The 20514-nt window shown below is 68.3% G+C and carries 21 protein-coding genes; 6 read left to right on the plus strand and 15 right to left on the minus strand.

The genetic code is table 11. From position 1 onward, the window contains the following. Positions 1–23: 23 nt before the first annotated feature. Complete coding sequence (locus tag V3328_RS04100) at positions 24–1082, minus strand: ABC transporter substrate-binding protein (protein ID WP_340328389.1); 1059 nt, start codon at positions 1080–1082, stop codon at positions 24–26. Between the two features lie 155 nt (positions 1083–1237). Between V3328_RS04100 and V3328_RS04105 the strand changes: the two genes are divergently transcribed. Continuing rightward, entirely contained in the window at positions 1238–2197 is a 960-nt protein-coding gene (locus V3328_RS04105; protein ID WP_340328390.1) for a LacI family DNA-binding transcriptional regulator, read from the plus strand. A gap of 77 nt (positions 2198–2274) precedes the next feature. Here V3328_RS04105 and V3328_RS04110 read toward each other — a convergent pair whose 3' ends face one another. The 8 genes from V3328_RS04110 to V3328_RS04145 all read right to left on the minus strand — a co-directional run bounded on the left by V3328_RS04110 (position 2275) and on the right by V3328_RS04145 (position 9191). Next, a complete protein-coding gene (locus tag V3328_RS04110; protein ID WP_340328391.1) occupies positions 2275–3462 on the minus strand; it encodes an amidohydrolase family protein in 1188 nt (395 codons plus the stop codon). 25 nt (positions 3463–3487) lie between these two features. After that, entirely contained in the window at positions 3488–4057 is a 570-nt protein-coding gene (locus V3328_RS04115) for an amino acid synthesis family protein (RefSeq protein WP_340328392.1), read from the minus strand. A gap of 21 nt (positions 4058–4078) precedes the next feature. After that, complete coding sequence (locus tag V3328_RS04120) at positions 4079–4669, minus strand: MarR family winged helix-turn-helix transcriptional regulator (RefSeq protein WP_340328393.1); 591 nt, start codon at positions 4667–4669, stop codon at positions 4079–4081. A 13-nt stretch (positions 4670–4682) separates the two neighbouring features. Then, a complete protein-coding gene (locus tag V3328_RS04125; RefSeq protein ID WP_340328394.1) occupies positions 4683–5423 on the minus strand; it encodes an ABC transporter ATP-binding protein in 741 nt (246 codons plus the stop codon). Next, on the minus strand, positions 5420–6175 hold the full coding sequence (locus V3328_RS04130) for an ABC transporter ATP-binding protein (protein WP_340328395.1): 756 nt from the start codon (positions 6173–6175) through the stop codon (positions 5420–5422). Before V3328_RS04130 ends, V3328_RS04125 begins: the two co-directional genes overlap by 4 nt. Further along, positions 6172–7005, minus strand: a complete 834-nt coding sequence (locus V3328_RS04135; RefSeq protein WP_340328396.1) for a branched-chain amino acid ABC transporter permease — start codon at positions 7003–7005, stop codon at positions 6172–6174. Before V3328_RS04135 ends, V3328_RS04130 begins: the two co-directional genes overlap by 4 nt. Further along, entirely contained in the window at positions 7005–7883 is an 879-nt protein-coding gene (locus V3328_RS04140) for a branched-chain amino acid ABC transporter permease (RefSeq protein ID WP_340328397.1), read from the minus strand. Before V3328_RS04140 ends, V3328_RS04135 begins: the two co-directional genes overlap by 1 nt. 84 nt (positions 7884–7967) lie before the next feature. Further along, positions 7968–9191 (minus strand): ABC transporter substrate-binding protein, encoded by a 1224-nt coding sequence (locus tag V3328_RS04145; RefSeq protein ID WP_340328398.1) that lies wholly within the window; start codon positions 9189–9191, stop codon positions 7968–7970. Between the two features lie 214 nt (positions 9192–9405). On the opposite strand from V3328_RS04145, the gene V3328_RS04150 reads away from it, so the two are divergent. Next, entirely contained in the window at positions 9406–10890 is a 1485-nt protein-coding gene (locus tag V3328_RS04150) for a 4-hydroxyphenylacetate 3-hydroxylase family protein (protein ID WP_340328399.1), read from the plus strand. 24 nt (positions 10891–10914) lie between these two features. Then, a complete protein-coding gene (locus V3328_RS04155; RefSeq protein WP_340328400.1) occupies positions 10915–11607 on the plus strand; it encodes a DUF2848 domain-containing protein in 693 nt (230 codons plus the stop codon). Here the strand turns inward: V3328_RS04155 and V3328_RS04160 are convergent. From V3328_RS04160 to V3328_RS04170, 3 genes are read right to left on the minus strand one after another with little or no spacing between them, the layout of a single operon-like run. Then, positions 11596–12963, minus strand: a complete 1368-nt coding sequence (locus V3328_RS04160) for an amidase (protein WP_340328401.1) — start codon at positions 12961–12963, stop codon at positions 11596–11598. The genes V3328_RS04155 and V3328_RS04160 overlap by 12 nt on opposite strands. Continuing rightward, on the minus strand, positions 12963–13343 hold the full coding sequence (locus V3328_RS04165; RefSeq protein ID WP_340328402.1) for a cupin domain-containing protein: 381 nt from the start codon (positions 13341–13343) through the stop codon (positions 12963–12965). Before V3328_RS04165 ends, V3328_RS04160 begins: the two co-directional genes overlap by 1 nt. A gap of 34 nt (positions 13344–13377) precedes the next feature. Then, positions 13378–13905, minus strand: a complete 528-nt coding sequence (locus tag V3328_RS04170; protein WP_340328403.1) for a flavin reductase family protein — start codon at positions 13903–13905, stop codon at positions 13378–13380. Between the two features lie 285 nt (positions 13906–14190). Between V3328_RS04170 and V3328_RS04175 the strand changes: the two genes are divergently transcribed. The 3 genes from V3328_RS04175 to V3328_RS04185 all read left to right on the plus strand — a co-directional run bounded on the left by V3328_RS04175 (position 14191) and on the right by V3328_RS04185 (position 17422). Beyond that, positions 14191–15207 carry an MBL fold metallo-hydrolase gene (locus V3328_RS04175; RefSeq protein WP_340328404.1) on the plus strand — a complete coding sequence of 339 codons (1017 nt, stop codon included), beginning with the start codon at positions 14191–14193 and terminating at the stop codon, positions 15205–15207. Positions 15208–15422: 215 nt separating this feature from the next. After that, positions 15423–17111, plus strand: coding sequence for an FAD-dependent oxidoreductase (locus V3328_RS04180; RefSeq protein ID WP_340328405.1), 1689 nt, complete (start codon positions 15423–15425; stop codon positions 17109–17111). A gap of 2 nt (positions 17112–17113) precedes the next feature. Next, positions 17114–17422: a UBP-type zinc finger domain-containing protein gene (locus V3328_RS04185; protein WP_340328406.1), complete on the plus strand. Its 309-nt coding sequence runs from the start codon at positions 17114–17116 to the stop codon at positions 17420–17422. An 18-nt stretch (positions 17423–17440) separates the two neighbouring features. Here V3328_RS04185 and V3328_RS04190 read toward each other — a convergent pair whose 3' ends face one another. From V3328_RS04190 to V3328_RS04200, 3 genes are all read right to left on the minus strand, one after another. Next, the gene (locus V3328_RS04190; RefSeq protein WP_340328407.1) at positions 17441–19573 is read right to left on the minus strand and encodes a PAS domain-containing sensor histidine kinase; all 2133 of its coding nucleotides are present in this window, start codon (positions 19571–19573) and stop codon (positions 17441–17443) included. 175 nt (positions 19574–19748) lie between these two features. Further along, positions 19749–19940 (minus strand): hypothetical protein, encoded by a 192-nt coding sequence (locus V3328_RS04195; protein ID WP_340328408.1) that lies wholly within the window; start codon positions 19938–19940, stop codon positions 19749–19751. Between the two features lie 28 nt (positions 19941–19968). Then, positions 19969–20490 carry a Dps family protein gene (locus tag V3328_RS04200; RefSeq protein ID WP_340328409.1) on the minus strand — a complete coding sequence of 174 codons (522 nt, stop codon included), beginning with the start codon at positions 20488–20490 and terminating at the stop codon, positions 19969–19971. Positions 20491–20514 lie beyond the last annotated feature (24 nt).

A 20514-nucleotide genomic window follows, 5' to 3' on the forward strand; every position in this document is an offset into this window, starting at 1 on the left:
TGCGTCAGCTCGACGGTCTCCGGTCAGTTCTGGAAGTAGGTCTTGGTTTCCTGCCAGAGCTCCAGCATCTTCTCGCGCATCTCGTCGGAAATCGGGCCCATGAACTCGAGCCTCGAGGCGACCTCAGGATTGCCGAGCACCTTGCGGTTGAAGGCGTCCTCGGGCAGTTCGCCCATCGCCTTGCCGTTGGCCGATGCCGGGGCGCCGACGTCGGTGTCCCACTTCACGTAGAACTCGGGATCGATCATCCAGTTGATGAACTCGTAGGCGGCATCCAGGTTCGGCGCGTCGGTCGGGATCGACAGCCCGTCGAGCCAGCCGATGGCGCCTTCCTTCGGGACGACGAACTCAACCGGCAGGCCGAAGTTGTTGGCCGACCGCGCCGCCGAACCGCTCCAGTAGACGGCGGCGTCGAACTCGCCGGCCGACATGAACTGGTTCCAGTCGTTCTCCGAGGTCCAGAAGGTGCGGATCTGCGGCTTCAGGGCGCGCAGCTTGTCGCGGATGGCGTCGAGGTCGGAGGGGTTGTTGATGTCCTGGCCGAGCGCGATCGCCGACATCTGGACGGCCTCGACGGCGTCGTCGCGCCAGCCGACGCGGCCGGCGAGGTCCTCCGACCAGAGCACCTCGATGGACTCGGGCGTCTCGTCGAACTTGCCGGTGTTGATGGCAAAGGAGGTCGCGCCCCAGACCCAGGCGACGCCGTAGGTCTTGCCGTCGACGACGAGGTTGGGATTGTTGCGCATTTCCGGCGTCAGGTCGGCGGCGTTCGGGATCTTCGACATGTCGATCGGCTGGATCAGGTTCTCCGCCGCCGCCTGCGGCGTGTAGGCGGAGTTGATCAGCACGACGTCGTATACGCCGGGATTGGTGCGCAGCTTGGTGAGCATCTCCTGCTCGGAGTTGAAATACTCGTGCTCGACCGTGTGGCCGGTGCGTTCCTCGAAGGCTTCGAGCGCCCAGTCCTCGTCGGTGCCGTATCCCTGCCAGTTGAGGACGCGGATGGTGTCGGCCATGGCGGGCGCGGCGGTGAAGGCGAAGGCCGCGAGAGCGGCACTCGCGGCGGTCAGGTAACGGTTCATGGTCCCTCCCTCAGGGTTGAACGGCCGGCACCCCCTGTACCGGCCTGACGTCATGGGTTAAACGTTTAACCATTGTCAGGGCGACGGTATTGTCCGTCAAGTGGCGATCCGGACCGGAAGCGGGGAAACGTGGTGGCGAAGGCGGGCGAAGCATAGTGACGACGATCTCGCAGATCGCCCGGCGGGCGCGCGTCTCCACCGCCACCGTTTCCAACGTCCTGAACCGGACCAAGCCGGTCAGCCCGCAGACGCGCGAGCTGGTCGAGAGCGTGGCGCGAGAGCTCGGCTATTCGCCGAGCCGGTTCGCGCGCAGCCTGAAGACCGGACGCAGCGCCACGATAGGCCTGATCGCGCCGGACCTGACCAACCCGTTCTTTCCCGCCGTCGTGCAGACCGTCGAACGCACGGCGCGCGAACGCGGCTACGGGCTGATCATCGTCGACTGCCACAACGATCCGGCTGAGGAAAAGGCCGCCTTCGAGCTGGTCGGCGAGTATCGGGTCGACGGCATCATCTGGATTCCGGTCGCCGAAACGAAGCCCGAACCGGCGCCGCTCGCTCCGGTCGTCACCGTCGACCGGCCGGTGGCGGGCCTCGACGGCATCACCAGCGACCACCGCGCCGGCGGCCGGATGATCGGCGAGCGGGTCCGGCGGGCGGGCCACGGCACAGTCGGGATCCTGCGCGGGCCAAGCGCCCACCACAGCGCCCGCGAACGCCATCGCGGGCTGCTTGAGGGACTGGGGGACGGGGTGCGGATCGTCTGGGACGTGCCGACGGACTTCTCGCTCGACCTGGCCGAGGAGGCGCAGGCGAAGATCCTCGGGACGGCGGTCGACTGCATCGTCGGCGCCAACGACCAGGTGGCGATCCGCACCGCGCAGCTGCTTGCCGCCGCCGGGCGGGCGCTGCCGGACGACGTCGCCATCGTCGGCTTCGACGACATTCCCTGGGCGGAGTTCGTGCATCCGCCCCTGTCGACCGTGCGCCAGCCCTACCGCAGGCTCGGCCGGGCGGCCGTGGAACTGCTGCTGCGCCGCATCGCCGAGCCGGACGGCGAGCCGGAGCGGATCGTGCTGCCGGTGGAATGGGTCGGGCGGGCCAGTCTCGGATAGGCCAGTCTCGGACGGGCCGGTCTCGGAAAAGGCCGGGCCCGCGGAGGCCGGGCTCGCGGAAGCCGGCCGGGGGAGCCTCAGCCGGAGAAGTCCTGAACGACCCGGCTTTCCGCCACCTTGACCGCCTTGATCGGCGCCGGGGTGTTGCGGCTGCGGCCGACGAAGCGCGGGACGCCGGCGGTGACCACGGCGGCGACCGCCGGGATGTCGCCGTTCGATATGGCGCTGCGCGCGTCGTTCTTCGAGCCGCCGGCGCAGGCGTCCAGGACGATCACGTCGGCGTCGCGCCCGGCTTCCAGGATGCCGCTGTTCAGGCCGTAGACCCGGGCATTGTTGCCGGCCGCCGCAGCGACCGCGATCTCGGGCGCCATGCCGCAGAGCGAGCACAGATGGGTCATGGTGTAGAGCATCCCGAGCGGCATGATGCCGCTGCCGGTCGGCGTGTCGGTGGCAATCAGCAGCCGGTCGAGCCGGCCGGCCTCCGCAAGCAGGTCGGCGACGAGCAAGGTGGTGCGCAGGTTGCCGGCCGTGCAGACCTGCATGGCGACGTCGGACTCCCCGACGAGGCGCGGGAAGTCCTCGTCGGGTATCGCCACCGGGCCGCCGTTGACGTGGAACGAGACGGTCGGATTGGCGGCGAGCACGTGCTCGGCCCAGATGCCGGACGATCCGGGAATCGACGAGCCGCCGGTGTGCATGGTGGTGACCATGCCGTGTCGGTTGGCCATCTGCACGTAGGGCGCGTACTCGATCGGATCGTCGAAGGCGCCGAAGCCGGCCTTGGCGAGCCAGACGCCCTTCGCCCTCAGCTCGGCGAAATCCCCCTCCGACAGCCCCGGCTCGAGGATGACCGAGCCGGCATGGACGCGCATGCCGCCGGGGCGGAAGTCCTGGAAGCACTTCAGGGCGGCGATGGCCAGCGCCTTGACGCCCTCGGGGTCCTTCGGCCGTCCGGGCGTATGGACCTCCGAGGCGGTGATCGCCGTCGTGGTGCCGCCGTGCACGTAGCTTTCCAGGAAGCCGACGGTGCGCTGCCGCGGCGTGTAGTCGCCGAAGGTGATATGGACGTGCGAATCGATCAGGCCGGGGGCCACGATCGCCCCTGCCGCGTCGATGACGACGTCGCAGGACTGCAGGTCCCGGTCGGAGACGGTGCCGACGCTGGCGATCAGCCCGCCGTCCATGAGGATCGCGTCGCCGGATGCGGTCGGGGCGGTAAGGTCGCCGGTGAGGATGGCGCCGATATTGACGATGGCCGTGCGCATCGGTTGCTCCCTTGCGTCCGCCGGCTCAGCCGCGCGCCTGGACCTCTTCGTGGGTGAGGCCGCCGACCCGGGCGTTGAGGCGGCCGCGGCTGGCGACGCAGATGATCACCGCGATCTCGTCGGGCATCGGAGTGTCGGGCAGCGTGATGGTCATGCCGTCGTAGTGCGAGCGGACGTAGACGTCGTCCTTGTGGTTCATCGGGATGTCGACGGTGGTGCCGGGCGCGGTCACCTTGGTCATCGACGAGATCCATGCCTTGCCGCCGCCGAGCGCGTCGCGGATCGGGTTGGCGAACTCGGTGGTCAGCACGGCATTGGCGTGCTCCTGCTCGCCGCCGATGCCGACGAGGCCGCCCTTGCCGTAGCTCTGGACCTCGACGTCGCCCATCGCGGCGACGACGCGGCGCGCCATCAGCCGGCCGAGATCGGCGCTCGCCTGGATCATCGGCGTCAGGTCGTCGACGTAGCGGCCGACATAGGGGTTCCCGATGACCGCGATCACCGCCGCCTTGCGGATCGGCGTGTCGGCGCGGCGGCCGAAATCCTCGTCCCTGTCCTCGATGATGGTGTACTGGCGGCGCGTCTTGAGTTCCATGGTCGTCCTCGGCGGATTGAGCTATCTGGTGCGGGTCTGGAGGTAGTGCTGCAGCGCGATCGCCTCGTCGCCGCTGTCGATCAGCTTCTTGACGATGCGGCGCAGCGTGTCGAAGTCCTTGCGCGACAGGCAGGAGAACTCGACGTCGTTGATCTGCCGCTGGACCGGCGCGAGGTCCTCGAGCAGGGCGTAGCCCTCGTCTGAGACGCGCAGGGTCACCCGCCGGCGGTCGGTCGGGTCGACCTCCTTGTGGACGAGCCCGCGTCCGACCAGGCGCCGCGTCACGGAGGTGATGAAGGCGCCGGACAGATGCAGGTGGTCGGCCACCGTCTTGACGTTGACGTCGCCCAGAACCGAGAGGTGGGCGATCGAGATCAGAACGGTGTATTCGACGCCGCCGAGCCCGATCACGTCGGCGTGGCCCGCCCGGATCTCCTCGTGGCGGGCGAGAAAGCCGAACAGGTCGTGCACCAGCTCCCGGAAGGCGCGGTCGCTGCCGTCGATCAGCAGCTCCTCGCGCGAGGTTGTCAGTGGAATCTTCTTCTCACTCCGGTGGGTTGGCGTCCTGGTCGCGGCAGTCGCGCCGGCGCGCGTGTTCGCTCTGGTCTGCATTCCTGGTCTTTCCTCACCGATGCTGCGTGTTCTCGCTGCCCGCCTGGACGCGGCCGCCCAGGAAGGTTTCGGAGACTACATCATCGTTGGCAAGACTTTCGGCCGAACCGGACGCGACGATCCGTCCGGTTTCGAGCAGATAGGCGCGATCGGATATCTTCAGCGCCTGGCGGGCCTTCTGCTCCACCAGCAGCACCGACAGGCCGTCGCGGCGCAGCGACCCGATGAGATCGAAGACGAAACTCGTCATCTTCGGCGCAAGGCCCAGCGACGGCTCGTCGAGCAGCAGGAGGCGCGGACGCGCCAGCAGGGCGCGGGCGATCGCCAGCATCTGCTGCTCGCCGCCCGACAGCAGGCTGGCCTTGCCGTGGCGACGCTCGCCGAGGATCGGGAACCGCTCCATCATCGCCTCGACATCGGCCTGCGCCGCCTTCTGGTCGGGCCGGCTGTAGATGCCCATCAGCAGGTTCTCCTCGACGCTCATGCCGCCGAGGATGCCGCGGCCTTCGGGAACCAGGACCAGCCCCTTGCGCACGTTGCGCTCGGCGCCGGCCGGCCGGAGCGGGGCGCCGTCGTAGACGACCTCGCCGGAATACGGCAGCAGGCCGGCGATCGCCTTGACGGCCGACGACTTGCCGGCGCCGTTGGCCCCGATCAGCGCGACCACCTCGTTGGGGGCGATCTCGAGATCGATGCCGTGCAGCGCGTGGATGGCGCCGTACCGGACCTTCATGTCGCGCACCTGGAGGATCATTCGTCGTCTCCCAGATAGGCGCTGAGCACCTTGGGGTCGCGGCGCACGACGGTCGGTGTGCCCTCGCCGATCTTGCTGCCGAAGTCGAGGACGAACAGGTACTCGCACAGCGTCATCACGAACGACATGTCGTGCTCGATCAGCAGGATGGTCAGGCCCATCTGGTCGCGCAGCGCCACCAGCAGGCTCTTGAGCTCCTCCGCCTCGTCGGCGTTCATGCCGGCCACCGGCTCGTCGAGCAGCAGCAGCCTCGGCCCGGCGGTCAGCGCCCGGGCCATCTCGACGCGGCGCTGCAGGCCGTAGGGCAGGGTGGCGGCGTCGCGGTTGCGCAGATCCTCCAGCCCGAAGAAGGTCAGCACCTCCTCGGCGCGCCGGCGCGCCGCCTTGTCGCCCATGGCGGCGGGAAGCAGGTGGCTCCAGCCGTTGCCGCGCGGCTGGGCGACCAGCAGATGCTCCCAGACGGTCATCGAGGCGAACAGCCGGATGTTCTGGAAGGTCCGGGCGATCCCCATGCCGGCAATCCGGTGGGGGCGCAGCCCGCCGATCGACTGGCCGCGGTAGGAGATCGTGCCCGAGGTCAGCGTGTAGGCGCCGGTGATGACGTTGAACAGGGTCGTCTTGCCGGCGCCGTTGGGCCCGATGACGCCGACGATCTCGCCCTGGGTGACGTTGAAGGACAGCCCGTCCAGCGCGGTGATGCCGCCGAAGCGCTTGGTGGCCCGGTCGAGCGACAGCAGGGTCTCGCCGGTCATGACGCCCTCCCGAAGCCGATCAGCCGGTAGAGCTGCCGGTCGAGGATGCCCTGCCGGCGCACGATCAGGATGACGATCAGCAGCGTCCCGAACGCCGCCAGCCGCCAGTCCGCCAGGAACCGCAGATACTCGGGCAGCAGGATCAGGAGCCCGGCCCCGAAGATGCTGCCGGGCGCGATCGTCGAGCCGCCGAGGATGACGGCCAGGACGAGCTCGATCGAGTGCTGGAAGCCGAAGTTCGAGGGCTCGATGTAGAGGTGGTGGTGGGCGAACAGCGCGCCGGAGATGCCGGCCATCGCCGCGCCGAAGCCGAAGGCGCCGACCTTGAGGGCAACCGCGTCGAGGCCGATCAGCTCGGCGGCGGTCTCGTCGTCATGGACGGCGCGCAGGCCGAGCCAGAGACGGGACCGCTCCAGCACCATCACCAGCACGACCAGGCCGCCGGTCCAGGCCCAGATGTAGCCGACCGAGATGATCTGCATGCCGTGATAGCCGGCGGCGCCGCCGGTCGGCCCGAAATTGAGGAAGAAACTTCGCACCATCTCGCCGAAGCCGAGCGTCGCCATGGCGAGATAGATACCCTTCAGCCGCAGCGCGGGAAACCCGACGATGACGCCGACGACCCCGGACACGGCCGCCGCGATGACGACGGCAAGCGTCATCGGCACGCCGGCTTCCACCGTCAGCCACGATGCGGAATAGGCACCGATGCCCATGAACCCGGCATTGCCGAGCGACAGCTGCCCGGTCGACAGGATGATGTAGACGCTCAGCGCGCCGAGCGTGAGGATGCCGATATCGGCCAGGAGGCCTGCGAAATAGGTCGACATCAGACGCGCTGGCCCGTATCGCTCGACCGTCCGCCGAGCAGGCCCTGCGGCCGGATCAGCAGGATCAGGATCATCAGGCCGTAGACCACGAGGTCGCGTATCTGCGAGCCGCCGTGGGCGATGGTCATCACCTCGATGATGCCGATCAGCGGCCCGGCCAGGAGCGCGCCCCAGATGCGGGTGACGCCGCCGACCACCATGACGGCGATGGCCTTCAGCCCGGTCTCGACCCCGACATAGGGCGTGATCGCGGCATAGTGCATGCCGATCAGGACGCCGGCGATGCCGGCCAGCACGCCCGATAGGGCGAACGCCACGATCGTCAGCCGCTCTGCGGAGACGCCCAGCAGCCGCGCGACGTCGCGGTTCTCGGCGGCGGCGCGCAGGCCGCGGCCGATCCGCGTGCGCTGGATCATGAAGCCGAGCACGGCGACCGAGGCCACCGAGGTCGCCATCACGAGGATCTGCATGCTGCCGATGCTGATCGGCCCGTAGCGCAGCCGCTCGCCGAGGAACTCGAAGGGAAGCTGCAGCGGATTGGAACCCCAGTAGTTGACCACGACGTTCTGGATGATGATCGAGCAGCCGAGCGTGGTCAGCAGCGGCGTGATCACCGGGGACGAGCGCACCGGGTCGTAGGCGACGAACTTGATGACGACGGACGCCACGGTCGCGCCGGCGATGCCCGCCGCCAGGGCCAGCGGGAACGGCAATCCGGCCATCAGCGCCGTGATGCCGATGAAGCCGGCCAGCATGAACAGTTCCGCGATGGCGATGTTGAGGATGCCGAGGATGCCCATGACGAGGGAGAAGGACAGGGCAATCAGCGTATAGACGGCGCCGAGCGTCAGGCCGTTGATTAGCTGCTGCAAAAGCATGCGGTCTCCACCGGTGCGACCGGGCTGCCAAGGGTGAGGGGCGGGACGCGGCGGCTGCCGCGCCCCGTGCTTGCGGGAGGTATACTAGCAGTCGCCGCCCTGGGAACTGCAGCCGTGCACCACCGTGGTCCACTTCTCGCCTTCCCCGCGGACGATGAAGAAGGCCTTCTCGGCGTCACCGTCCTTGTTGAACGAGATCGGACCGCCGAGGCCCTCGAAGCCCTTCAGGTTGGTGATGTAGTCGCGGATCTTGGTGCGGTCGGCGGCAAGGTCGTCGGGATTGCCGGTCACGCCGGCCTTCTCGACGGCCTCGATGAACATGCTGACGTTCTCGTAGATGTTGGCGTCGTACATGCTCGGCTCGATCGACTCGGGCAGGCCGGAGGTCTCCTTCAGCAGCGGCTGCAGCTCGGCGACGAACTCCTTGGCGCGCGGCTCGTCCATTGAGGCATAGAAGGTCGCCGGCGCGATGATCGGGATATCGGGCGCGGCGTGCAGGATTGCCGAGGAGATCAGCGGCGTGCCGCCGATCACCGGCTTGACGAAGCCCTGCCGGCGCATCTCGCGGATGACCGTGATCGCCTCGGAATAGTCGGCGCCGATCACCACGGCGTCGGGGTCGAGGGAGATGATCTTGGTCACCTGCGCGCTGACGTCGAGTTCGCCGGTGTTGAAGGACAGGAAGTCGCCGTCGTTCAGCACCTCGACGCCGTGCTCCTTCAGGATGCCCGGCATGATCTTGGTGGCGATCGCCGTCGAGACGGCGTCCTTGGCGTCGTAGATCACCGCGACGTCCTTCACGTCGAAGGTGTCGACGAGATAGGGAACCGACTCCTCGGCGAGGATCGCCTCGTCGACGGTGTTGCGGAAGGCCCACGGCCGGTTGTTGGCCGCCACGCCGGGCTTGGAGGAGGCCTGCGACATGGCCACGATTTCCATCTGGTTGGCGACCGGGAAGGTGACCTCGCAGGCACTGCTGGTGAGCGGTCCGGCGACGGCCAGGACGTTGTCGTCGCCGGCGAGCTTGCGCAGCGAGTTGGCGGCCTGGGCGGGCTTCGTGGCGTCGTCGTAGATGACGATCTCGAGCTTGGCGCCGTTGACGCCGCCGGCGGCGTTGACCTTGTCCTCCAGCATCTTCAGCGTGACGGTGTTGGTGCGCCCCCACTCGGCGAACGGACCGCTGCTCGGCACGATCGCGCCGATACGGATCTGCTTGCCGTCCTGCGCCATGGCCGACGGCGCCGCCGCGGCCACTGCGGCGAGAGCCAGCGCGCCGACGGCGATACCCTTCAGAATAGACTGTGTCATGTCGAATTTTCCCCTGCTCGGCGGCACGGACCACAGGTGAACCGACCGCCCGAATCGTTGCTGCCGCCTGCCTTCTGGAGACGACAGAGCGAAATTCATAACAGGTATTGGCAATGCTGAAAAGCTTCTATAGTTAGGTAATTGCCAACGACGTTGCCTCAAGAAGCATCACTGCGGCTGCGCCTTGCGACCGACCCCACGAGGAGGATCCAGGATGACCGACGTTAAGACCGGACAGGACCATATCCAGTCCCTCAAGGACGGACGAACCGTCTACATCGACGGCCAGCTGGCCGGAGACGTCACCGAGCATCCCGCCTTCCGCCGGTCCGTCGCCTCCGCCGGCGCCCTGTACGACTTCCAGGCGCAGCGGGAAAACCTCGAGCTGATGACGTTCGCGCCGAACGGCAGCAACCGGCGGATCAACCGCGGCTGGCAGATGCCGCGCGACTACAAGGAGCTGGTCCATCGCCGCAAGGCGCTGCAGGCCTGGGCCGAGGTGTCGTTCGGCTTCCTGGGACGCTCGCCCGATCATCTCGCCTCGGCGATCACCGGCCAGATCATGGGGCTCGACGTGTTCCGCCGGTACGACGAGGCGCGCGCCAGGGCATTCGCCGACTACTACGACTACGCCTCGAGCAACGACCTGTTCCTGACCTACGTGATCATAAACCCGCAGGCCGACCGCTCGAAGGACTGGGGCGAACAGGCGGACGAACTGGTCGCACGGATCGTCGACGAGGATTCGACCGGCATCACCATCCGCGGCGCCAAGATGCTCGGCACCAGTTCGATCATGGCCAACGAGGTGTTCGTCGCCAACCTGCAGCCGCTGAAGCCCGGCGAGGAGGACCTGGCGTTCTCATGCGCCGTGCCGATGAACGCACCCGGCCTGAGGGTGCTGTCGCGCAAGTCGTACGAGGCCAACGCCGTCTCCGTTTTCGACAATCCGCTGTCGTCGCGCTTCGACGAAAACGATGCGCTGATGTATTTCGAGGACGTCAAGGTGCCGTGGGACCGCGTCTTCGTTCACCGGGACGTCGACATGTGCCGGGCCCAGTTCCACGACACGCCGGGGCACATCTACCAGAACTACCAGGCGCAGATCCGCCTGTCGGTAAAGCTGCGGTTCCTGGTGGCGCTCGCCCGCAAGACCGCCGAGATGATCGGCACCATGGCGATCCCGTCGGTGCGCGAGCAGCTCGGCCACCTGGCCGCGCAGGCCGGCATGGTCGACGCGATGCTGGCGGGCATGGAGGCGGAGGGGTCGTCGTACGGCGACTACTACGTCCCCAACCGCCACCACGTCTACGGCGCCCAGGTGCTGACCCAGGAGCTCTATCCGCAGATCATCCGCAAGCTGCGCGAGCTGGCCGGCGGCGCGTTCATCATGCTGCCGTCCTCGATCGCCGACTTCGCCGACCCGGACCTGCAGCGGATCATCCGCACGACGCAGCGATCGCCCGCCGCCTCTCCGGAGGAGCGCGTGAAGTTCCTCAAGGTGGCGTGGGATGCGGTCGGGTCGGAATTCGCCTCGCGGCACACGCAGTACGAGATGTTCTACGCCGGCGCGCAGTTCGTCACCCGCGGCCACAGCTTCCGCACGTATGACTGGGAGCGCGGAGATGCCATGATCGAGGGCCTGATGTCCGGCTACGAAGGCCCGGCCGGAGAGACGACGCCGACCAACCAGCTCTGAACCGATCAAGGACCGGCAGGACCCATGGCTCACCTCGAATTCGACTGCGAGACGATTGCCGACGGCGCCAGCAAGCGCACGATCGCGATCGACCGGCTGATCATCGCGGGATGGACCGGACGCGACCGCGAGAAGATGGAGGCGCACATGGCCGAGCTCGAGGAGCTCGGCATAAAGCGCCCCGACAAGGCGCCGGTGTTCTACCGTGCATCCGCCAGCCGGCTGACCACCGCCCCCGAGATCGAGGTGCTGGCCGGCGAGAGCAGCGGCGAGGCCGAGGTCCTGGTCATCCGGGACGGCGACCGGCTGTGGGTGGGGCTTGCCTCCGACCACACCGACCGCGGCGTCGAGGCCTACGACATCACCGTCTCGAAGCAGATGTGCGACAAGCCCTGCGCCCCGGCGCTGTGGCTGTTCGACGACGTGGCGCCGCACTGGGACCAGCTCGTCCTGCAATCCTGGATCGAGGAAAACGGCACGAGGACGCTCTATCAGGAAGGGCCGCTGAGCGCGATGCTGTCGCCCGGCGACCTGATCGAGCGCAACAGGGCCGAGGGCGGCTCGTTCGGCGAGCGTACCGCGATGCTGTGCGGCACGCCGCCGGCGCGCGGCGGCGTCCGCAAGAGCGCGTCATTCGAGATGTCACTCAGCGACCCGGTGCTCGGCCGATCGATCACCCACGCCTACCGGAGCGTCGAGTTTCCCTCATCCGAATGAGGGGCCGACGATCGGCGCGGCCGTGGCGGCGACACGCATCAGCTCCGCGTCGCGGCCGCCGAACGATCCGAGCATGAGGCCGACCGGCGCCGCGCCCGGCTCGTGGCAGGGCAGCGAGATGGCGCAGCCGTCGAGCAGGTTGAACACGGTCGGGTTGCGCAGCAGCAGCCGGTTCAGCTCGCCGAACCGCTCGTCGTCATCGAACTCCGAAAACAGCGGCGCGACGATCGGCACCGTCGGCATGGCGAGCGCGTCGAAGCCGAAGCACTCGCCGGCGATCGCGTCGATCAGTTCCGCCCGGCGCCGCAGCAGCCTCCGGTGATCCGCGGAGGTCAGCTTCTGCGCGAACTCGATGCGGGCCAGCACGCGCGGATCATAGCGGTCGCCGGCGCGGGCGACGGTGTCGGCGTGGATCGGGGCCGCTTCCGCGCCGACGATGCCGCCGCCGGCGGAGAGCTCCGGAAGCTTGCCGAGGTCGTCCAGCACGACCTCGACCAGGGTCGCTCCGGCCTCCGACAGGCGCGACAGCGCCGTCTCGAAGCTGCGGCCGACCTCGGCGTCCATTCCATCGAGAACGTAGGTCCGAGGCACGGCGATGCGCAGCTGCGCCGGCTCGACCGGGACCACCGGCTGCGGCCGTTCGCCGGCCATGACGGCGGCCGTGGTCGCGACGCAGTCTACGCTGCGGCCGAGCGCCCCGATCGAATCGAGGCTCGGCGCCAGCGGATAGCAACCCTCCAGCGGGATCCGCGAGGCGGTCGGCTTCAGCCCGACCAGGCCGCACAGCGCAGCGGGAATGCGGCACGAGCCGCCGGTATCGGTGCCGATCGCGACTGCCGCCATGGCGTCTGTGACGGAGACGGCCGCGCCCGACGATGAGCCGCCGGGGATGCGGCCGGCGGCACGGTCCCAGGGGTTGGCGGGCGTGCCGTAATGCGGATTGAGGCCGACGCCGGAATAGGCGAACTCGGTCATGTTGGTGCGGCCGGCGAGCACCGCGCCGGCGGCCCGCAGCCGGGCGATCGCCGGTGCGTCGAACCTCGCCGGAGGCTGGTCGGCAAGCACCACCGAGCCCGCCTTGGTCACCTCGCCGGCGACGTCGAAGAGGTCCTTGATGCTGACCGGCAGGCCCGCCAGCGGCGACGGCGGCAAGGCACCATGCGCGCGCAGCAGGTCGCTTGCGCGGGCCTGCGCCCGGATCCTGTCCGCGTCGACCTCGATGAAGACGCGCGATCCCTCGCCCGAGGGGTCTTCGATCGCGGCGATGGCCGCCTCGGCGAGCGCTTCGGAGGTGGTCGACCCCTGGCGCAGTCGCTGCGCCAGCGCCGATACCGGTTCGGGCGCGATGCCGGCCATCAGACCGGGTCGTAGGTGTGGATTTCGAAGAGGATGCAGCCGCCCTCGGACTTGAAGGGACCGTGGTAGGCGCCGGGCGGCCGGCAGGCGTAGGTGTTCGGCTGGAAGGCCTCGCCGCCCTCGCCGTTCTCGTCGTTGCCGACGGTCAGGTCGCCGGAGACGAGATAGACCTCCTCCCAGTAGTCGTGCACGAACGGCGCGGTCGTGAAGACGCCGGGCTGGAACCTGAGCAGCCTGCTGCGGGTGCCGCGCTTTGCCGTCTCGTCGAGGCCGCCCGACAGGATCTTCTGCTCGATCCCCGCCGGATAACCGGGAGGCGTCTCCCAGCCGCTGCTGAAATCGACGGCATGAAATTCCTTGTGTTCCTTGTTTATCGCCATGGTCTCCGGAGTCCCGTTCGGTTCGGTCGTCTACTTACCAGCCATGCAGGAGCAGCGCATCCTCGGCGAAGTCCAGGCTGCCGGTCTTCTCGGCGAGCCTGCGATAGTTGCCGCGGTGGAAGACCAGCGGCGTGCGCGCGTCGTCGTCGTGGGTCAGCCGCTCGACCCGGCCGAGGAAGATCAGGTGGTCGCCGCCGTCGTACTCGGCCCACTTGGCGCATTCGAAGACGCACAGGCACGCTTCCAGGACAGGCGCGCCGCCCAGGCCGCCGGCGACCTTGGTGTCCGTCCACTTGTCGGCCAGCGACCTGGCGAACCGGTTCGACAGGTCGATCTGGTCCTCGGCGAGGATGTGCACCGCGAAATGCTGCGTGGCCTTCCAGATATCGAGGCTGCGCGCCTTCCGGTCGATGCTGAACTGAAGCAGGGGCGGATCCAGCGATACAGAGGAGAAGGAATTGACCGTCATCCCGGCCGGCTCGCCGCCGGCCGCCGCCGTGACGATCGCCACGCCGGTGGGAAACCTGCCCAAGGCCCGCCTCAAGTCTCCCGCTTCGATCACGTCGCAACACCTTCCGTCCCGGGCGTCCTGCCGGGCGCCTCCCGCACCTGCAGTCTAAGCCCGCCGGAATAGCTTCTTCAAGTAGCTATTTTACAACGCTTTGATCCCGTGCGAGGGTAGACGTGCTCGCGGTGCGCTGGGAATGTGCGTTTCCAGTCGATGCGGCTATAAGTGTGCCGCCCCTGCCGTCGGAGACCTCCCAATGCCATTCCAGCCTTCCCCGCAATGCGGTTGCCTGCCGGGCCGGGCCGCGCGCGCCGGGTCCGGTCCCGGGAGCGCTTGCCCGTGAACACGGCCGCACCGCCATCGGTCGGACCCGGCCTGCACGAGGTCGCGCCGGGCATCCACCGCCTCAACGTGCCGGTGCCGTTCCGGAGCCTGCGCCAGGTGAACCTCTGGCTGCTCGAGGACGGCGACGGGTTCACCATGATCGACTGCGGCTGGGGCGATGCCGAGACCCGCGACCTGCTGGAGGCGGCGTGGCAGGATCGGCTGGGCGGCCGGCCGGTGTCGCGGCTGATCGTCACCCATTTCCATCCCGACCATGCCGGCAACTGCGCGTTCATCTGCGAGCGGTGGAACCTCGTGCCGCAGATGACGCAGCTGGAATGGATGGCCGCGAACCTCGCGCTGCGGTCGCTGTATACGGACGATTTCGAGTTGCGGGCCCGGTTCTACGGGAGCAACGGCCTGTCGCCGGAGATGCTCGAACGCTACCGGACCGAGACGGTTCTCTACGATACCGGCGTGCGGCTGCCGCAGTCCTACGAGCGGCTTCGCCCCGGCACCAGGACGGAGATCGGCGGCCGGTCGTGGCTGGTGATGACCGGCCAGGGCCATTCGCCGGACCTTGCGATGCTCTATTGCGAGGCCGACGACATCCTGATCGCCGGCGACCAGATCCTGCCCAAGATCACGACGAACGTCAGCGTCTGGCCGTGGGAACCGCTCGCCGACCCGCTCGGCGACTATCTGCGGTCCCTCGATCGCCTCGAGGCGGCGCTGACGCCCGAGACGTTCGTGCTCCCCTCGCACCGGGAGCCGTTCCGGAACGCCAGGGCGCGCATCGCGGAGCTGAAGCACCACCACGCCGAACGGCTCGACAGGGTGCTCGAGCTGCTGGGCCGGGACGCGGTGCCGGCGGCCGACCTGCTCGACTCCCTGTTCAACCGCGCGCTCGACGGCCACCAGATCAATTTCGCGATGGGCGAGGCGCTCGCCCATCTCAACCGGCTGGTGTTCGAGGGGCGGGTGTCGCGCCACGTCGACGACGACGGCCTCGTCCGGTTCTCGGCCAAGTAGAGCGTTCCAGCCGTCTGGAGGCCTGCGGATTGCCGCCACGGCATGGCCGGCCGGCCGCGATGCCCCATCCATACCTCCGGTTGCCGGCCCGGGCGGAAGCGGCGGGACCATACCTAGGTATGGCTGGTCATCACGCAGCCAAAGCCGGACAAATCCGAGAGATCGAGGCGCCGGCCCGAGGGCGGTCGTGGCGCTCAACGCGGAGGATCTGCACGATGGCAGCCGATCGGCGCCCGGTTGCCGCGACGCGCGGCGAACAGATGTTCCCGCAGCTCGAGGCTTCCGAGATCGCCCGCATCGAGCGGTTCGGCGAACCGGTTTCGTTCGAGGCGGGCGACTACGTCACCCGGGCCGGCAGGCCGAGCACGGGCATGTTCGTCATTCTCGAGGGCGAAGTGGAAATGCTCGAGCCGAACCTTCCGGAGCGTCCTCCGATCATCGTCCACGGCGCCGGCTCGTTCCAGGGCGAGCTCGCCACCCTGTCCGGGCGTCCCTCGCTGGTCGACGGACTCGCCCGCACGCCGGTCCGGGCTCTGCTGATCCCCACGCAGCGGCTGCGCGACCTGATGATCGCGGAAGCCGATCTCGGCGAGCGGATCATGCGGGCGCTGATCCTGCGCCGGGTGGGCTTGCTCGAGAGCGGCGGGTCGGGGCCGGTGATCGTCGGGGTCTCCGGCGACGGCGACGTGTTGCGACTCGAGGGGTTCCTCGCCCGCAACGGCCATCCCTACCAGCTGCTCGACCCCGATCGGGACGCCGGCGCCCGGTGCCTGATCGAACGGTTCCACGTCGGCACCGAGGACCTGCCAATCGTCGCCTGCCCGGACGGGCAGATGCTGCGCAATCCCAGCGAGCTCGAACTGTCGCGCTGCATCGGCCTGGTGCGTCCGATCGACTGCAGCCGGGTGTACGACGTCGCCATCATCGGCGCCGGCCCTGCCGGGCTTGCCGCGGCCGTCTATGCGGGATCGGAAGGCCTGTCCGCCGTGGTCCTCGAATGCCGGGCCTTCGGAGGCCAGGCAGGCGCCTCCGCGCGGATCGAGAACTACCTCGGCTTTCCCACCGGCATTTCCGGCATCGCCCTGATGGCGCGCGCGTTCAACCAGGCCGAGAAGTTCGGCGTCGAAATGGCCATCCCCGACGAGGCCATCAGCCTCTCCGCGGATTGCGACAGCACCGGCTCGTTCCTGATCGAACTGGCGGGCGAGGAATGGGTGCGGGCGCGATCGGTGGTCCTGGCGACGGGAGCGCAGTACCGGCGCCTTGCCGTCGACGACATCGAGGCCTTCGAGGCGGCGTCGATTCACTACTGGGCCTCGCCGATCGAGGCCCGGTTGTGCAGTTCGCAGGAGGTGGTCCTGGTGGGAGCGGGCAACTCGGCCGGGCAGGCCGCCGTCTACCTGGCCGGGCATGCGAGGAAGGTCTGGCTGCTGGCTCGCGGGCCGAATCTTTCCGCCAGCATGTCCCGCTACCTGGTCGAACGCATCGCCGCACAGCCCAATATCGAGGTCCTGACGGAAACGGAGATTTCAGGACTCGAGGGCCACGACGGACTGCTTCAAACGGTGCGCTGGCGCCACCGGCCGTCAGGGACCGAGACGCGGCGCGAGATCCAGCACGTGTTCCTGTTCGTGGGGGCCGATCCGAACACGCACTGGCTGGCCCGTTCGGGAATCGCCCTGGACGACAGGGGATTCGTCCGGACCGGCGCCGAGGCCGGCGCAGGCCGGCTGCCGCTCGAGACGAGCCGCAGCGGCGTCTTCGCCGTCGGGGACGTCCGTTCGGGCTCCGTCAAGCGGGTCGCGGCCGCCGTCGGCGAAGGCGCCCAGGTGGTGGCGACGCTGCACGGGTACCTGGCCGACGCATCGGCCGTCACGCCGCTTGCGGCAGTGCAGAGGATCTGACTATGCCGAAGACCTGCGCCCACATTGGCACGATCCGGGACGTCACGCCGAGCGCCCGCGGCTGCGAAGAGTGTCTGAAAACCGCATCTCCCTGGGTGCACCTGCGCATCTGCCGGACCTGCGGCCACGTCGGCTGCTGCGACAGTTCGCCGAACCGGCATGCAACGAAGCATTTCCACGAAACCGGCCATCCCGTCATCGAGGGATACGACCCGCCGGAGGGCTGGGCGTGGTGCTATGTCGACGAGGTGGTCATCGCCCTGCACGGACGCGTGACGCCGCAACTCGGCCCGATTCCGAAGTTCGTCTGAGCGGCAACAGCGGTCGTCTCAGTCACCCGCGGGAGGGCCGACCGGCAGGGCGATGCTCATCGTGGTTCCGTCCGGGCCGCTTCCCGATACCCACAGCCGGCCGCCATGATGCTCCATGATCGAGCGGCAGATCGAGAGCCCCATGCCCATGCCGGCGGGCTTGGTGGTGAAGAATGCCTCGAAGATCCGCTCCTCCTCGCCGGGAGCTATCCCGCTTCCCGAATCCTCGACCTCGACGACGACCTCGCCGGCGCCATCGAGCCGCGATCGCAGGACGACCTCGCGGCGGCTGCCGCCGGCCCCGTCGATGGCGTCCATGCCGTTGACGATGAGGTTGACGATCACCTGCTGCAGCTGGATCGGGTCGCCAGATACCTCGGGAAGCGAGGACGCCAGGTCCTCCCGGACGGAGAGGTCGTGGCTCCGCAGGATCGGACGCATGAGCGCGAGCGTGTCGTCGAGCACACCGTTCACGTCCAGCGGCCGCATCTGCGGGTCCGACTTGCGGTACAGCATGCGCAGGCGCTGGATGACGTCACTGGCCCGCCTGGCGCCATTGACGATGTCCCCGACGGCGGCGCGCACCTCGTCCAGATCGGGCTCCTCGCGATCCAGCCATCGCAGGCCGACCTGGCCGTTGGTGAGGATCGCGGCGAGCGGCTGGTTCACCTCGTGGGCGATCGAGGCGGTCAGTTCGCCGAGCGTGCTGACCCGCGTCACATGCGCGAGCTCGGCCTGCAGCCGCTGCAGCCGCTCCTCCGCGTGCCGCGTGCTCGTGACGTCCATGACAGCGCCGACGAACTCCTTGTCGCCCCGTTCGTCCTCGACGGCGTGGGCGACGACCTTGACGTACTTGACTGTCCCGTCCGGCATGGCCAGCCGGTGCTCGATATCCCAGTTGGTGTCGTCCGATATCTCCTCGATCAGGCGCGTCACCAGCGCGCGATCGTCGGGATGGGTCCGCGACACGATCCAGTCCCTGGTCGGCTCGACGCCGGGCTCCAGCTCGAAGATGCGATACATCTCGTCCGACCAGCGAATGTGGCCGCCCCCCGGCTTGAGGCCGAAGCTGCCGGTGCGGCTCAGTCTCTGCGCCTCGGCCAGGTAGGCTTCGCTCTGCCGCAGGGCTGCTTCCGCCCGCAGCCTGTCCTCGATGTCGGTTGCGGTCGCGTAGCGCTTGAGGACCTTTCCGGTCTCGTCGCGGAACGTCACCGCGCGGACCAGGTGCCAGCGAAAGGTCCCGTCGGCCTTGCGCAGGCGCACTTCGGCTTCGTAGGGGTCGCCGGTGGCAAAGGAGGCCCGCTGCAGGTCCAGTATCCCCCGAAGGTCGTCTGGGTGAACCACTTCCGCCGACCCCCCGAACAGGTGCTCTTCGGAGAAGCCCTGCTCGGCCCACCGGCCGTTGACGAAGTCGACCTTGCCGTCCGGCCACGAACTGACCACGAGGGCGGGTATCGTGTCTATCGTGGTGCGCAGCTCGTTTTCCGCGCGCAGGAGCCTCTCTTCCGCCGCCCGTCGCTCGGTGACGTCGTTGTTGGTTTCCAGGATCGCGGCGGGAGCGCCGCGCTCGTCGCGCTGAAGGCTCCAGCGGCTCGCCACGTGGACACGGCTGCCGTCACGCTTCGTCTGGACGAGTTCGCCCTCCCAGCGACCGGTTGCCAGGACCAGTCCGGTGATCTCCTCCCGGGGGAGCGGAAACGCCGTGCGCAACAGCCGGTGCGAGGACTGGCCGACCGCCTCGTCGCTCGCCCATCCGTAGAGTCCGGCGGCGCCCTCGTTCCAGTAGGTGATGGTGCCTTCGAGATCGCGCGTGAAGATCGCGTCATGGCTGACGTCGAGCAGTTCCGCGCGCTTGCGCAGCTCCAGTTCCGAACTCTGGTTCTCGAGCGCAAGCACAGTGGCCACCGCGATCGCCGAAATACTGGCGAAGGCCCTGAACAGCGGCTGGCCGACGACGTCGCCGTGCTGGACGAGAAAGCTGAAGATCGTCAGCGAGACGCATGTCGCGGCGACGAAAATGACCTGCCGCCGGACCATGATCCGGCCGGCGATCATGACGACGAGGGCATAGAAGACCGCGACCGCAATGCCGAGCCCGGTGAAGGTGTCCACGGCGAAGATCGCGATCGTCAGCGCCAGCGCCACGCTCATGGCAACACGCGGATGGCCGGAGATCGAGTCCTGCAATCGATGACGCCCCCGCTGTGAACGCGGACTGCCGGCTTCCCGCGTTCGTAGATCCCGCCTGATGGCCCGAGTTTAAATAGACAAATCGGCAACGGCGACAACGGAGACTCATCCGGTATCGCGACCGGCAAATCCGGATTCATCGTTTGGCCGACGCCAGAGCCGACCCCGCCGCCGGCCCACCCACCGGATCGGCCGTCATGTCGCTCCCGCCAATGACGTGAATGCCCGTGGAGACGACGGCGTAGCCGAGCAGCACCGAGACAAAGAACACGACAGGCGCCGCGACATGCGACGGTATTCTCCGCCCGCCGTCCGCGGGTGTCGACATGGGGCGCCCCAGTCGCTTGCGGATCGGGTCAGCTCAGATCCCGGCGTCCCGCCTCGTACAGAAACCAGACCCTCCGCTCGGCCTCGTCGATCCAGTTCTCGATCAGGCTGGCGGTGGCGACGTCGCCATGCTCGTCGCAGAGCCCGTGGGTTTCGCGCAGGTAGGATGCGAGCCGCATGTTGTCGTCGCGCAGTTCGGCAAGCATGTCGGAGGCGGTGACGTATTCGGCGTCGTTGTCGGCGATGCGCTGGAGCCGATGGATATGGCCGATCGAGCGCAAGGTGGTGCCGCCGAGCTTGCGCGCCCTCTCGGCGATGTCGTCGGTGGCGGCGAAGAGCTGCTCGCCCTGTTCGTCCAGCAAGAGGTGGTAGTCCCGGAAATGCGGCCCCGACATGTGCCAGTGGAAGTTCTTCGTCTTCAGGTACAGCGCGAAGACGTCGGCCAGCAGCGTCGCTAGCGCTGCGGATACGTCCCGCGTCGCGTTGTCGCCGAGCCGGTTCGGGGTGCGCAGCGGCGCCTTCTGCCGCGTCTTGCCAACCGCCTTGTCCATCGTAGTTCTCCCGGATGTTTCAGA

This window comes from Microbaculum marinum (genome assembly GCF_037855135.1).
Lineage (GTDB): Bacteria > Pseudomonadota > Alphaproteobacteria > Rhizobiales > Tepidamorphaceae > Microbaculum > Microbaculum marinum.